This is a genomic window from Caballeronia glebae (assembly GCF_001545035.1).
GTDB lineage: Bacteria > Pseudomonadota > Gammaproteobacteria > Burkholderiales > Burkholderiaceae > Caballeronia > Caballeronia glebae.
Genome location: NZ_FCOJ02000006.1, coordinates 131,558 through 144,890, shown reverse-complemented (window position 1 = coordinate 144,890; position 13,333 = coordinate 131,558). Strand labels below are relative to the sequence as shown.

The 13,333-nt window shown below is 64.1% G+C and carries 13 protein-coding genes and 1 tRNA gene; 6 read left to right on the top strand and 8 right to left on the bottom strand.

Annotated elements, in window-relative coordinates; translation table 11 throughout:
* Positions 1–68 precede the first annotated feature (68 nt).
* Positions 69–1,289 carry a CaiB/BaiF CoA transferase family protein gene (locus AWB82_RS06345; RefSeq protein ID WP_086966298.1) on the top strand — a complete coding sequence of 407 codons (1,221 nt, stop codon included), beginning with the start codon at positions 69–71 and terminating at the stop codon, positions 1,287–1,289.
* Between the two features lie 38 nt (positions 1,290–1,327).
* Here the strand turns inward: AWB82_RS06345 and AWB82_RS06340 are convergent, their stop codons facing one another.
* The gene (locus AWB82_RS06340; protein ID WP_086966297.1) at positions 1,328–1,537 is read right to left on the bottom strand and encodes an ornithine carbamoyltransferase; all 210 of its coding nucleotides are present in this window, start codon (positions 1,535–1,537) and stop codon (positions 1,328–1,330) included.
* Between the two features lie 47 nt (positions 1,538–1,584).
* Here AWB82_RS06340 and AWB82_RS06335 point away from each other — a divergent pair, with 47 nt between their 5' ends.
* The 3 genes from AWB82_RS06335 (at position 1,585) to AWB82_RS06325 (ending at position 4,702) form a co-directional block, all read left to right on the top strand.
* Positions 1,585–1,815, top strand: coding sequence for a hypothetical protein (locus tag AWB82_RS06335; protein ID WP_086966296.1), 231 nt, complete (start codon positions 1,585–1,587; stop codon positions 1,813–1,815).
* Positions 1,816–1,929: 114 nt separating this feature from the next.
* Positions 1,930–3,639, top strand: coding sequence for a glutamine--tRNA ligase/YqeY domain fusion protein (locus AWB82_RS06330; protein ID WP_086966295.1), 1,710 nt, complete (start codon positions 1,930–1,932; stop codon positions 3,637–3,639).
* An 88-nt stretch (positions 3,640–3,727) separates the two neighbouring features.
* Positions 3,728–4,702, top strand: a complete 975-nt coding sequence (locus AWB82_RS06325) for a transporter substrate-binding domain-containing protein (RefSeq protein ID WP_086966294.1) — start codon at positions 3,728–3,730, stop codon at positions 4,700–4,702.
* A gap of 9 nt (positions 4,703–4,711) precedes the next feature.
* Here the strand turns inward: AWB82_RS06325 and AWB82_RS06320 are convergent, their stop codons facing one another.
* From AWB82_RS06320 to AWB82_RS06310, 3 genes are all read right to left on the bottom strand, one after another.
* Positions 4,712–5,161: an NUDIX hydrolase gene (locus AWB82_RS06320; protein ID WP_086966293.1), complete on the bottom strand. Its 450-nt coding sequence runs from the start codon at positions 5,159–5,161 to the stop codon at positions 4,712–4,714.
* A 19-nt stretch (positions 5,162–5,180) separates the two neighbouring features.
* Positions 5,181–5,579, bottom strand: coding sequence for an RT0821/Lpp0805 family surface protein (locus AWB82_RS06315; protein WP_086966292.1), 399 nt, complete (start codon positions 5,577–5,579; stop codon positions 5,181–5,183).
* Between the two features lie 118 nt (positions 5,580–5,697).
* Entirely contained in the window at positions 5,698–7,038 is a 1,341-nt protein-coding gene (locus AWB82_RS06310) for a cytochrome-c peroxidase (protein ID WP_086966291.1), read from the bottom strand.
* Between the two features lie 249 nt (positions 7,039–7,287).
* On the opposite strand from AWB82_RS06310, the gene AWB82_RS06305 reads away from it, so the two are divergent.
* Positions 7,288–8,856 (top strand): acid phosphatase, encoded by a 1,569-nt coding sequence (locus tag AWB82_RS06305; RefSeq protein WP_086966290.1) that lies wholly within the window; start codon positions 7,288–7,290, stop codon positions 8,854–8,856.
* 69 nt (positions 8,857–8,925) lie between these two features.
* On the opposite strand, the gene AWB82_RS06300 is transcribed toward AWB82_RS06305, so the two are convergent.
* Entirely contained in the window at positions 8,926–9,627 is a 702-nt protein-coding gene (locus AWB82_RS06300) for a GntR family transcriptional regulator (RefSeq protein WP_086966289.1), read from the bottom strand.
* A 180-nt stretch (positions 9,628–9,807) separates the two neighbouring features.
* Between AWB82_RS06300 and AWB82_RS06295 the strand changes: the two genes are divergently transcribed.
* On the top strand, positions 9,808–11,121 hold the full coding sequence (locus AWB82_RS06295) for a cyanate transporter (protein ID WP_086966288.1): 1,314 nt from the start codon (positions 9,808–9,810) through the stop codon (positions 11,119–11,121).
* On the opposite strand, the gene AWB82_RS06290 is transcribed toward AWB82_RS06295, so the two are convergent.
* From AWB82_RS06290 to AWB82_RS06280, 3 genes are all read right to left on the bottom strand, one after another.
* Positions 11,021–11,476 (bottom strand): response regulator, encoded by a 456-nt coding sequence (locus AWB82_RS06290; protein ID WP_086966287.1) that lies wholly within the window; start codon positions 11,474–11,476, stop codon positions 11,021–11,023. The two genes, AWB82_RS06295 and AWB82_RS06290, sit on opposite strands and share 101 nt — an antisense overlap.
* Positions 11,477–11,799: 323 nt before the next feature.
* Positions 11,800–11,876 (bottom strand) — tRNA-Arg (locus tag AWB82_RS06285).
* A 113-nt stretch (positions 11,877–11,989) separates the two neighbouring features.
* Positions 11,990–12,820, bottom strand: coding sequence for an undecaprenyl-diphosphate phosphatase (locus AWB82_RS06280; RefSeq protein ID WP_086966286.1), 831 nt, complete (start codon positions 12,818–12,820; stop codon positions 11,990–11,992).
* Positions 12,821–13,333: the final 513 nt, after the last annotated feature.

The window sequence follows — 13,333 nt, the reverse complement described above, 5'->3', positions numbered from 1 at the left end:
TCGCGCGCACGGCGGTTCTGTGCGACAGTCGCAATCCGGAGAGACAACCTGAGCGAGCGAGCCATCGAATGGGAGCCTTGAGCCATATCCGCGTGCTGGACCTGACCCGCGTGCTGGCGGGACCGTGGTGCGCGCAGACCCTCGCCGATTTCGGCGCGGATGTCATCAAGATCGAGCGCCCCGAAACCGGCGACGACACGCGCCATTGGGGGCCGCCCTACCTGAAAACGCCCGGCGGCGAGGACACGCACGAGGCCGCGTACTATCTCGCGGCGAACCGCAACAAGCGCTCGGTGACGGTCGATATCGCGACGGCGGAAGGTCAGCAGATCGTGCGCGAACTGGCCGCGCAGAGCGATGTCGTCCTTGAAAACTACAAGGCCGGGCAACTGAAGAAGTACGGGCTCGACTACGAATCGCTGAAAGTGGTGAAGCCCGACATCGTGTATTGCTCGGTGACTGGTTTCGGGCAGACGGGGCCGTATGCGTCGCGCGCGGGCTACGATTTCATCGTGCAGGGCATCGGCGGCTTCATGAGCATCACCGGCGAGCGCGACGGCCAGCCCGGCGGCGGTCCGCAGAAAGCAGGCGTGGCGATCGCGGACCTGATGACCGGCATGTACGCGACCATCGGCGTGCTGACCGCGCTCGCTCACCGCGACCGCACGGGCGAAGGGCAGTACATCGACATGGCGCTGCTCGACGTGCAGGTCGCGATGCTCGCCAACATGAACACCAATTTCCTCGCGAGCGGCAAGCCGCCGGTGCGCTGGGGCAACGCGCATCCGAACATCGTGCCGTATCAGACCTTCCAGACGAGCGACGGCTGGATCATCGTGGCCGTGGGCAACGACGGGCAGTTCCGCAAGTTCGTCGTGGCGGGCGGACGCGCCGAGTTGGCCGACGACGCGCGCTTCGCGGCGAACCCGTCGCGCGTGCGCAACCGCGACATCCTCGTGCCGATGCTCGCGGACATGGTGCGTCGCAAAGGCAAGCACGAATGGCTCGCCGAACTCGAAGCGGCGGGCGTGCCGTGCGGTCCGATCAACGATCTCGGCGAGGTGTTCGAGGACCCGCAAGTGCTCGCGCGCAAAATGCAGATCGATCTGCCGCATCCGACGGCCGGCACGGTGAAGCTCGTCGCGAGCCCGATCAAGATGAGCGCGACGCCGCCCGAAGCGCGCACGCATCCGCCGCTGTTGGGCGAACACACGTCGGACGTGCTCGCCCAGGTGCTCGGCTACGACGAGGCGAAAATCGCACGATTGCGCGAATCGGGCGCGATCTGAGCCGATCGGTTCGGGATCGGCTCAGGATCCGTTCAGGATCAGCGAACGCCCGCGCCGACCAGACCGCCCGCCGCCGCGCCCGCGACCGTGCCGATCGGCCCGCCCGTGATCAGATAGCCGAGCGCGCCACCGGCGGCCGCGCCGACCCCGGCGTGAGCCTGCTGGCGGGATACGTTCGCGCAGGCGGCGAGACTCGATACGAGCGCGGCGGCGGCGAACTTGAGCGTCGTGAGGGCGATCTTCTTCATGATGGGCTTCCTTGTATTGTCGTTGTGATGTGTTGTGCTTTTCGTGCATGGCCGCCGCCGAGACAGGCGCGACCGATGCAGGCGAGCCGATCTTAAAAGGCCGCGCGTGCGCCTTTCAACGCGATTTACTTTCCGTTACGGCGGTTACGAAGCGCGTGACGAGCCGCACACCCTGTAACGGAACCCGCGAAACGGCGCGGCTGTGCGAATCGCGCGACAAAACGGGCCGCAAGCTGTTTTTCGAACACGGTCGCCGCCAGCCTCAGATGATTGCGTAAGGTAGAATCGACCCAATATTCAAGGCCTTCGTACGCGTTTCCGGTTCACTTTCGCCGCGAACGCTTCCCGAACCGTTTCACGCGCGCGAGCGCATCCGCTGCCACTTTTTCCGCATGAACACCGATCGAAACGACGCTCCGGCGCCATCCAATTTCATTCGCAACATCATCGAAGACGACAACCGCTCCGGCAAATGGTTGCAGCGAGTCGAGACGCGCTTTCCGCCCGAGCCGAACGGCTATCTGCATATCGGCCATGCGAAGAGCATCTGCGTGAACTTCGGCCTCGCCGCGGATTACGGCGGCGTGTGCCATTTGCGCTTCGACGATACGAACCCCGAGAAGGAAAGCGTCGAGTACGTCGAGTCGATCATCGACGCCGTGAAATGGCTGGGCTTCGACTGGAACAAGAACGGCGCCGAGCACCAGTATTTCGCGAGCGACTATTACGACAAGCTGTACGAATACGCCGAAATGCTCGTCAAGAAAGGCCAGGCATACGTCGATAGTCAAACGGCCGAAGAGATGCGCGCGACGCGCGGTTCGGCCACCGAAGCCGGCATTAATTCGCCGTATCGCGAGCGCTCGCCCGAGGAAAACCTCGACCTCTTCCGCCGCATGAAGGCGGGCGAGTTCAAGGAAGGCGAGCACGTGCTGCGCGCGAAAATCGACATGACGTCGCCGAACTTCAACATGCGCGATCCGGTCATTTATCGCATCCGCTTCGCGCATCACTACCGTACCGGCGACACGTGGTGCATCTATCCGATGTACGACTACGCGCACTGCGTGTCGGATGCGATCGAGAACATCACGCACTCGCTCTGCACGCTCGAATTCGAGGATCATCGTCCGCTCTACGACTGGTTCCTCGCGCAACTCGCGAACGACGGCGTGTTCCAGCGTCCGCTGCCGCAGCAGATCGAGTTTTCGCGCCTGAACCTCACGTACGCGATCACCAGCAAGCGCAAGCTGCTGCAACTCGTGCAGGACAATCACGTCGACGGCTGGGACGATCCGCGCATGCCGACCATCGCCGGTGTGCGCCGTCGCGGCTTCACGCCGGAGAGCATTCGCCTGATGGTCGAGCGCGTCGGCGTGACGAAGGTCGATTCGTGGATCGACATGAGCGTCCTCGAAGGCGCGCTGCGCGACGATCTCGACGAGAAAGCGCCGCGCGCGATCGCGGTGCTCGATCCGCTCAAGCTCATCATCGACAATTACCCGGAAGGACAGAGCGAGGCATGCAGCGCGCCGGTGCATCCGCATCATCCGGATCGCGGCGTGCGCGCGTTCCCGTTCTCGCGCGAGTTGTGGATCGAGCGCGAGGACTTTCAGGAAACGCCGCAGAAGGGCTATTTCCGCCTCTTCCCCGGCAACAAGGTGCGCCTGAAGTACGGCTTTATCGTGGAATGCACGGGCGCGGACAAGGACGAGAACGGCAACGTTACCGCCGTGCACTGCAACTACTTCCCGGACAGCAAGTCGGGCACGGAAGGCGCGAACAACTACAAGGTGAAGGGCACGATTCACTGGGTCAGCGCGGCGACCGCCTACGCGGCCGAAGTGCGCCTCTACGACCGTCTCTTCAAGGAGCCGCAGCCCGGCGCGGGCGGCGCGGAGTTCCTCGATGCGCTCAACCCGGATTCGAAGCGCGTCGCGAACGCCTATCTCGAACCGAGCGCGCGTGACGCGAACGCCGAAGACCGCTTCCAGTTCGAGCGGCACGGCTATTTCGTCGCGGACCGTGTGGATTCGCAGCCGGGCAAGCCCGTGTTCAACCGCATCGTCAGCCTGCGCGACAGTTGGGGCAAACCGGCCTGATATCGACGCAAGAAGGGCGCCGCGCGGCCACGCGGCGTCCTCGATTTAGCCCGCAGAACCCACGCCCGCCGCTTCTAACGAGGACATCATGAAGCAGCCGCATTCCTTCGCGCCGCACCGCACGCGGGCGCAACGAAGCGCCGCCCTCGCCTCTTTGCTCCTGTTCGCATCCGCCGGCGCGCTCGCCGCCACCGCAGCCGACCTCGCGACGGCGCAAGCCAACGTCGATCAGTTGCCGCCCTCCGCGACGCTGCGCAAGATCGTGGAAAACGGCGCGATCGTGCTGGGCACGCGCGAATCGTCGGTGCCGTTCTCGTACACGGTGAAGCAGCAGCCGGTGGGCTACTCCTACGACATCGCGCTGAAAGTCGTCGACGAGATCAAGAAGCGCCTCAAATTGCCGAATCTCGCGGTCAAGAACGTGATGGTCACGTCGGCGAACCGCATCTCGTATGTCGTGAACAATCAGGTCGATCTGGAGTGCGGTTCGACCGCGCACGTGGCCGACCGCGATCCGCTCGTCGCGTTCTCGAACAGTTTTTTCCAGTACGGCATTCGCATGGCCGTGAAGAAAAAGTCCGGCATTCGCGACTACGGCGATCTCGCGAACAAGACGGTAGTGACGACGGCGGGCACGTCGGACGAGCGCATGTTGCGGCAGATGAGCATCGACAAGACGCTGAACCTTCGCATCATCAGCGCGCGCGATCATGCGGAGGCGTTCGCCGCGCTCAAGTCGGACCGCGCGGTCGCGTTCGTGATGGACGATCCGCTTCTCTACGGCAAGATCGCGCAGGAAGGCGCCGCGCGCAACGAGTACACGGTCACGGGCGCGTCGCTTGCGAACGAAGCGTATGGCTGCATGATGAGAAAAGGCGATCCGGTGTTCAAGCGCATCGTCGACGAGGTGATCGCCAACATGCAGCGCTCGGGCGAAGCCACGAAGCTCTACGAGACCTGGTTCATGCGCCCGATTCCGCCGGACGGCATCAACCTGCAATTCCCGATGTCGCCGGAAATGAAGACGCTCTTCGCCAATCCCAACGACCGCACGGTCGACTGATCGCGTCGGTCAGAGCGTCTCGTGCAGCTCCGCGAGCGATAGCGTCGTCTGAAAGAGACGCGCGAGACTGCGGCTCGCGAATCGATCGACGTCCGCCGGGCTGACCCAGCGATACGCATCCATCTCGGGAATCATGGTGCCGTCGCTGTAGCGCGGGAAATACGATTTGCACACGCAGTTTTCGAGCTTCACTTCGTCTTCGGAAACACGCACCGCGAACAGATGCAGGTCCTTGTCGCGGCGATACACGAAGCGTCCGAGATCCTTCAGGCGTTCAGCGGGCAGCACGATGCCCGTCTCCTCGACGAGCTCGCGCAACGCCGCCTCGCGCGGGCTTTCGCCGGGATCGGAGGCACCTTTGGGCACGTCCCAGTGCGTGGTTTCGGTGGCGTGACAGAGCAGGACGTCGCCCTGTTCGTTGAGAATCACGACGCCGCACGATACGTTGCGCGCGGTCATCTATCGCTTGCCCGGTTCATCACTGCTTCTTGAGTTTCCACTTGCCGTCGCTCGCCTTGCAGGCGGTCGGCGTCCAGGTTTGCGTCTGCCCTTTCGCGTGCGCGACGAGCGTGATCTTGCGGCACTTGAGCCCGCCGGACTCGAAGCTCTCCTGCGGCGTCACCGTGCCGTTGATCGGTACCGGATTGCCCGCGCCCTTGTTGTCCCAGTCGAGCGATTCGCCGTCCTGCTTCGTGTTGAGCGCGGTCTGCGCGGCGTTGTTGAGCGCCTGCAGGTCGCGCTGCTTCATGTAGCTGATCGGCGTGTTGTTCAGGAAGCCGAGATTGGCGGCGGATGCAGCCGCGCTCACGGCGACGAGCGCGCTTGCCGCGATCGTCCGGATGCAGGCGCGAGCGAGCGCTCGATCTCGAATCGGCATGAAGATTCTCCTCGTTGCGATGTTTGTTTCGCGGATGACCTCGCGGCTTCCTGCATGCGCCGGCCTTCGCGAGCAACGAGAATAGCATTGATGCGCGGGCCGCGCCGCCCGCGCCGCCTCAGTTTTGCGCGGACTTCATTTCGTTGATGCCGATGCCCTTTTGCGAGTTCTTGTCCTTCGCCGGATCGTAGCCGTCGGTGAGCGTACCGAGGAACGCGACGACATCCTTGATCTCGGCTTCGTCGAGCGCGGGCTTGTCGCCCTTCTTGCGATCGAACGGCGGCTCGGTGTTGATGTTCTCCCAGTACTTCTTCGGCAAGTCGTCGAACTTCTGGACGACGCCATGCTTCGACACCGGATAGAACTTCTCGGGGTTCGTATCGCGCTCGACATAGAAGCGCACCACGTCGTCCAGACGATGATAGATGCCGTTGTGGAAGAAGGCCTTGCGCGTCGCGACGTTGCGCAGCGACGGCGTGCGGAATATCCCGCAATACTCGTCCATGCCCTTCAGGTCGCGGCGCTCGGGACCGCACGCGCCGAGATCGTGGAAGTTCGGGTTCCGGTTGATCGGCAACGCGCGATTACGCGGTACGCCGATCGCGATCAGGCCGAAGTCGCTGAACTGCGGCGGCGAGCCGTCCTTCGCGCGCTGGCTGATGTGGCAGGACGCGCAGTTGCCCTTGTTCTCGTCGTTGAAGAGCCGCAGGCCGTGCATCTCGGCGTCGTTGAGCTTCGCGCGGCCGGCGAGGAACGCGTCGTACTTGCTCGTGTACGGATAGAACTTTTCGGGCGATTGCTCGAACGCTTCGAGCGACTCCAGCACCGAGGCGAACGCCTTGTCGTCGCTATCGAAGACATCGGCGCCGAACGCGCGCCGGAAGTCCCCGGCATAGGACGACGCCTTCACGGCCGCGACGACCGCGGCGGGCGTGCTGCCCATCTCGAACGACGACAGGATCGGAATGCGCGCCTGATCCGAGCCGCGATCAACGCGGCCGTCCCACGTGAGGCCGCCGGTCGGACCGGCATCGACGCTCTCGTCGCCTTCGTCGTCGGAATCGTGAAAGTGACGCGTGAAAGCCGGAACCGACTGCAAATACTCAAGCGAAGGCACCGCGCGAAAACCTGGCTGATGCATGTCGTTGCCGCCGAGTTGCACGGACAGCGCGTTCGGCGGCCCGAACGCGTGATTCGGGCTATGACACGACGCGCACGCGAGCTTGCCCGAGCCGGATAGCGACGGATCGAAGAAGAGCTTCTCGCCGAGCGCCGTGATCTGCTTCACATGCGCGAAGACTTCCGCGCGCGATTGGCCGTGGGGCACGACGGGGGTCGCAGCCTGCGTCGCAGCGCTCGCGTTCTTGTCCGCCGCGTGGGAATCGCAGCCGCTCATCGCCGCCGATAACGCGGCAAGCGCGATGGAACACAGAACGAACGGCAAACGCATCGAAGACATGGACGTGGAAATCGGAATTGAAAGATGCCGAAGCGTATTTCGCCCGCATGTCTTTCATGTGACAAGCATCGAGGCTTTCGACCCGGACCCGTGCGATCGAAATTTATTAAGCAAACATTACGCAACCGAAAGCCTTATTACATGGCCGCGTCAATTTGCGTTGCGACACTGCGCACGCCGGCGAGCAAAGGCTTATTCGACGACGAAGCCCGCGCCGTGCGCCGGTCCCCAACACAAGAGAGAATTTCAATGAACAAGAAACTCGTTTGCGCAGTGCCGCTCGTGGCAACTGCTGCATTCGGCCTCTACGCATGCGGCGGCGACGACCATAACGACAGCGACATCTCTTCGGTGAAGAACGTCGTCGTGATCTACGCGGAAAACCGCAGCTTCGATAACCTGTATGGACACTTCTCCGGCGCAAACGGCCTGCAGAACGTGACGGCGGCGAACGCGCAGCAGCTCGATCGCGACGGCAGCGTGCTGCCGACATTGCCGACGATCTGGACGGGTCTGACCGCGACGGGCGTGACGCCCGCGATCACCGCGGCGATGACGACGAACCTGCCGAACGAGCCGTTCGCGATCGACGATCCCAAGGGCTTCAACATTCAGCTCAACGTCACGACGCGCGATCTGTATCACCGTTTCTACGAGAACCAGATGCAGATCGACGGCGGCAAGAACGACAAGTTCGCCGCGTGGGGCGATTCGGGCGCGCTCGTGATGGGCCACTACGACACGCCGCCGGAGAAGCTGCCGCTCTACAAGATCGCGCAGCAATACACGCTCGCGGACAACTTCTTCATGGGCGCGTTCGGCGGCTCGTTCCTGAACCACCAGTGGCTCGTCTGCGCGTGCACGCCGATCTACCCGAACGCGGACAAGAGCGTCGCGGCCGGCTCGATCTCGGCGGTGAATGCAGATGGCGTGTCGCTCAAGCTCAAGACGAATCCGCCGCCTTCGGCGCTCACCGGCTCGGCTGACGCGCAGTTCGTGAACTCGGGCACGCTCACGCCCGACTTCTACGCGATCAACACGATGCAGCCGCCGTATCAGCCGAGCGGCAACCCGGCGCCCGCGGGCGTCGATCCGGCTCTCGGCGATTCGACCAAGGCCAATACGCTGCCGCCGCAAACGCAGCAGCACATCGGCGATCTGCTGAACAACGCGGGCGTGAGCTGGGCGTGGTACGGCGGCTCGTGGGCCGCGGCGCTCGCGGACCGCTCGGTCATCAACGGCGCGACCAACGTGGTGCCCGACTTCCAGACGCATCATCAGCCGTTCAACTACTTCGCCGATCTCGCGCCGGGCACGGCCAACCGCGCGCAACATCTGCTCGACGGCGGCACGAACGGTTCGGAGTTCATCAAGGCGATTGACGCGGGCACGCTGCCGCAAGTCGCGTTCTACAAGCCGCAGGGCAACCTGAACGAGCACGCGGGTTACACGGACGTCGCGCAGGGCGATCAGCACATCGCCGATCTGATCTCGCATCTGCAGAAGAGCCCGCAGTGGAAGAACATGGTCGTCGTCGTGACCTACGACGAAAACGGCGGCTTCTGGGATCACGTCGCGCCGCCGAAGGGCGATCGCTGGGGCCCGGGCACGCGGATTCCGGCGCTCATCATTTCGCCCTACGCGAAGAAGGGCTTCGTCGATCACACGCAGTACGACACCACGTCGATCCTGCGCCTCATCACGAAGCGCTTCAGCTTGCCGACGCTGCCGGGCCTCGCCGCGCGCGACGCCGCGCTGGTGTCCAACGGTGCGCAGAAGATGGGCGATCTGACCAACGCGCTCGACTTCTCGCAGTAAGTCTTCCGCAGGCGTTGCAATGAAAAAAGGGCCGCGACTTTCGAAGCCGCGGCCCTTTTTTATCGATGTTCACGCGGGCGCGAAGAGCGTCGCCAGATCGCTCGTGCGCGTCTCGCTCGCTTGCGCGAGAACGCGCGCTTCCAGTTCGTCGAGATGCGTGCGCATCGACGTGAGCGCGGCGTCGAGATCGCCGTTCTCCAGGGCATCGACGAGTTGTCCGTGTTCGTCCGACGAGCAGTTCGACAGCTTCGACGGATCGAAAAGCGCCTTGTAAAGCTCGGTCTTCGCGACGAGTTTCGCGAGAAACGCCGCCACTTCCGGCGTGCCCGCGAGTTCCGCGAGCAGCACGTGAAAGTGGCCCGCGAGACGCACGCATTCCGCCACGCTTGCCGCCTTCACCGCGCGCTGCTCGGCCTTGACGTGGGCGCGCAACGCCCGCTTCGCCCGCGCGCTCAGAGCGCCGCACAGCGAAGCGACGATGCCCGCCTCCACGACTTGCCGCGCGCGATAAACCTCGCGGATGCCGGCGGGCGTCGGCGACGGCACGAACGCGCCGCGATTCGCCTCCAGCGTGAGCTTGCCTTCCGCACCGAGCCGCGCGAGCACCTTGCGGATCGCGCCGCGCGTGCAGCCGAACGCGGCGGCAAGTTCGCGCTCGACGAGTTGCGCGCCGGGCGCGAGTTTGCCCTGCAAGAGCGCGGACGCGATCGCCGCGTAGACGCGCTCGTCAGCGGAAATCTCGTTCGATGATGTGTCCTTGCGCGATGCCATGATGCCTTGCCGTGCTTGCGATGAACCGCATTGTAGCGAGCGCGCAGGGCCGTGCACGAATCCGGGTTATTCGTTTCGCCGTATTTCTGGTTGACCAAATATCGTTAGAATGGTCAACCAAATTTGACGCTTCACAGGAGGATTTCGTCGCATGAAAGCATCGCCCCCGGTGAAGCCGCGATGAATCCGCGCGCATCGAATCTCGCGTGGCTCGCGGCGATCGTCGCGATCGGCCTGAATCTGCGGCCGTTGCTCACCTCCGTCAGCCCGTTGATGGGCGTGATTCTGCACACGACGGGATTGTCGTTTCGCGGCGCGTCGTTGCTGACCGGTCTGCCCGTCGTCGCGATGGGCGTGTGCGCGTTCGGCGCGGGCGCGCTGTCACGCTCGATCGGCAATGCGCGCGGCGTCGCGTTCGGCCTCATCGCGATCGTCGCGGCGTGCGCGGGGCGGCTCGTCGGCGGGAGCGCGGCTGCGCTCATCGCGAGCGCGGCGATCGCGGGCACGGGCGTCGCGGTCATTCAGGCGCTGTTGCCCGGCGTGATGAAAACGCGCTTCGCCGCGCGCCTGCCCTTCGCGATGGGTCTCTATTCCGCGTCGATCATGGCGGGCGGCGGGTTCGGCGCGAGCATCACGCCGGCCGTCGCATCGCGCGTCTCGTGGCAGGCGGGACTCGCGTTCTGGGCGGTCCCCGCGCTGATCGCACTCGCCGTGTGGATGCTGCTGATGCGCGCCGACGCGTTGCCGCGCGCCTCGTCGACGCGCCACGCGCCACGCGCGCCGTCGCTCTTTCTCAATCGCCGCGCGTGGACGCTCGGGATCTTCTTCGGGCTCGTCAACGGCGGCTATACGAGCCTCGTCGCGTGGATGCCCGCGTACTATCAGCAACTCGGCCGCGGCGTGACCGAGAGCGGCGCGCTGCTGGCGATGCTCACGGCGTTCCAGGCGGCGTCGGCGCTGCTGTTGCCGATGGCGGCGGCGCGCTTCGGAGGCGGCCGGGACCGTCGCCCGTGGATCGCGCTCGGTCTCGTCGCGCAATTCGCGGGTTTCGCGCTGCTCGTCGTCGCGCCGCTTTGGTCGCCGCTCGCGGTGGTCGCGTTACTCGGCGCCGGGCTGGGCGGCGTGTTCGCGCTCTCGCTCGTGCTGACGCTCGATCACGCCGACGATCCCGCGTTGGCCGCGCGGCTCGTCGCATTCGTGCAGGGCGTGGGTTTCGTCATCGCGGCGGCGGCGCCGGTCGTCGCGGGCATCGTGCGCGACGTGAGCGGCGGCTTCTCGATGACGTGGACGATGCTCGCCGCAAGCCTCGTCGCGATGATCGCGCTCAATGTCGTATTCGGGCCGCGCAGCTATGCGCGCGCGCTGCGGCAACAAGCCGGCGCGCCCGATGCCATCAACGGACCGCGTGACACGCGAAGAACTCGTCGAGCAGATCGGTCATCTGCCACACGGGACACGGACGGCGGCAATGCCCGTCGTAGCCCGCTTCCTTGAGATGCGCGATCGGCTCTTCGGGCAGAAAACCGCTCATCGCGATGACGAGGCGACTGGCGTCGTCATCGGCTTCGCGCAGCGCTCGGACCAGCGCATAGTTGCCGCAGCCACCGACCCGCGTATCGAGAAAAAGCACATGCGGACGCCATTGCCCGACGGCGCGTCTGACCGATGCCGCATCCACCGCAAGCTGCGCCGGGAAGCCCTTCAGCTCGAACAGCGACGCGAGCGATGCGCCGAGCATGCGCTCCGGCAACGCGAGCAGCACGCGCCGCGAATCCGCTTGCAGGCGCAGCTTCTTGCGATTCCATAGCGAGCATTGCGCCGGACTGGTTTCGTATGCTCGATTGTTCAAGTCACCCTCTTTCGACGATGCAGCCACGCGCCGTCACCGTTGTGGCGCACCGCGCGCCACGATGACGCATCGGCGCACCGTCGCTGGGCGGCACGCTTGGCTTGTACGAGATGGTTAATTTTTCCGATGCGTTGCGGGGCGCAGGATTGCCGGAACCCTGCGCGCACGCGGAAAAAGGAAGGGCAGGAAGCGGGCCAGCATGCGTCGCTTAGGCCTGCTGATCCTCGATGCGGTTATCCGGGAAGCGGGAAGCGGGAAGCAGAAAGCAGAAAGCAGAAAGCCCAGCCGATAAGACTGGGCTTTGCGCTTATGTGCAGGCCATTTGGCCCGCCCTACACGACTCGAACGTGTGACCTACGGCTTAGAAGGCCGTTGCTCTATCCAGCTGAGCTAAGGGCGGAGAACCGAAAGCGCGCGAAGGCATACGCGAAAACAAAGGCAAACGCGAAAACCGCCGCCGATCAGAAGAGACCGCGATTTTACCTCATTCGCCGCCGCCCTTGTCCCGAGTGGTCACACCGGCTGCGGATGCATCGTGAACCAGCTCAGGAAGAAGATTCCCGCGATCACGCAATACACGCCGAACGACGCGAGCTTGCCGTGGCCTTCGAAATAGCGCATCAGGAAGCGCACGCTCAGATACGCCGCGATGCCCGTCAACACGCCGCCCAGTATGGAATCGGCAAGTTGGCCCGGTGCGTGGAAGAGCTTCGGCAATTCGAGCACGCCCGCCGCGAAGATGATCGGCGTGCCGAGCAGGAACGAGAATTCCGCCGCCGCTTCCGCCGTGAGTCCCGCGCCCACGCCCGCGATCATCGTCAGACCGCTGCGCGAAAAGCCCGGAATCAGCGCGCCGATCTGCGCCAGGCCGACCAGAAACGCCTGCTTGAACGTGAGCTTTTCCGGCGCCTGCATCGCGCGGCTTTTCTGCAGACGGTCGCCCAGCCACAGAAGCACGCCGTTGACGATCAACGCCGCCGCGACGATCCGCAGATCGTGAAAGAGCGCTTCGAGCCGCTTTTCCAGCACCAGACCGACGATGCCCGTCGGAATCGTGCCGATGATAAGCGCCCACATCATGTGGCCGTCGTCGTTCTTGCGGCCGCCGAGCGACGCGACGAAACCGCGGATCAGCGCGATCCAGCGTTTGCGGAAATACCAGAGCAGCGCGATGGCCGTGCCGAGATGCAGCGCGACGAGAAACGGCAGCAATTGCGGCGCATGCTTGTCGATGTGCATGCCGATCAGGCCGGGAACGAGCAGCGTGTGGCCGAGGCTGCTGACCGGAAAGAGTTCGGTCACGCCCTGGAGCACGCTCAAAAATACGAGAAACCACAAAGTCACGCGTCGGTCCTTTTTCGGGGAAAGTGAAGGACGCGCCGTGCAGTTCCATTCCTCGCGTCACGCGAAGCCTGAAGAGGCAATCAGGGAATGTGGAACAGGAAGGATGAGTCGATACGGCGCGCAAACCGGACCGATTATGCCGTCGGCGAAATCGAGCGCCAAGCGCTTACCGCACACAAATTGCGTCGAAAGTAAATCGTCGGTAAAACGAAGCAATATCGAAAGCAGAGTATAGGGAATACGAAAGCAATCGCGCGTGCGAACGCCGCGCGGAGTGGCAAATCCGCAGTCGCCCGTCAGACCTTCAGGCTGTAGAGAAAGAGTGCCGTGCTCGCGCCGAAGAGCGCAAACATCGCGACGCCCATTGTCATCGCCAAATCCATGATTACTCCTTGTCCGTCTGATTCCCAACACAGGGAGCATATAACAACACATCGCAGATGCGTTGCTCAGTCGCAATTTCCCGCAAAGGGTTTTTCCGGACGGGATTCCAAGGCAGAATCGACGGGTTCG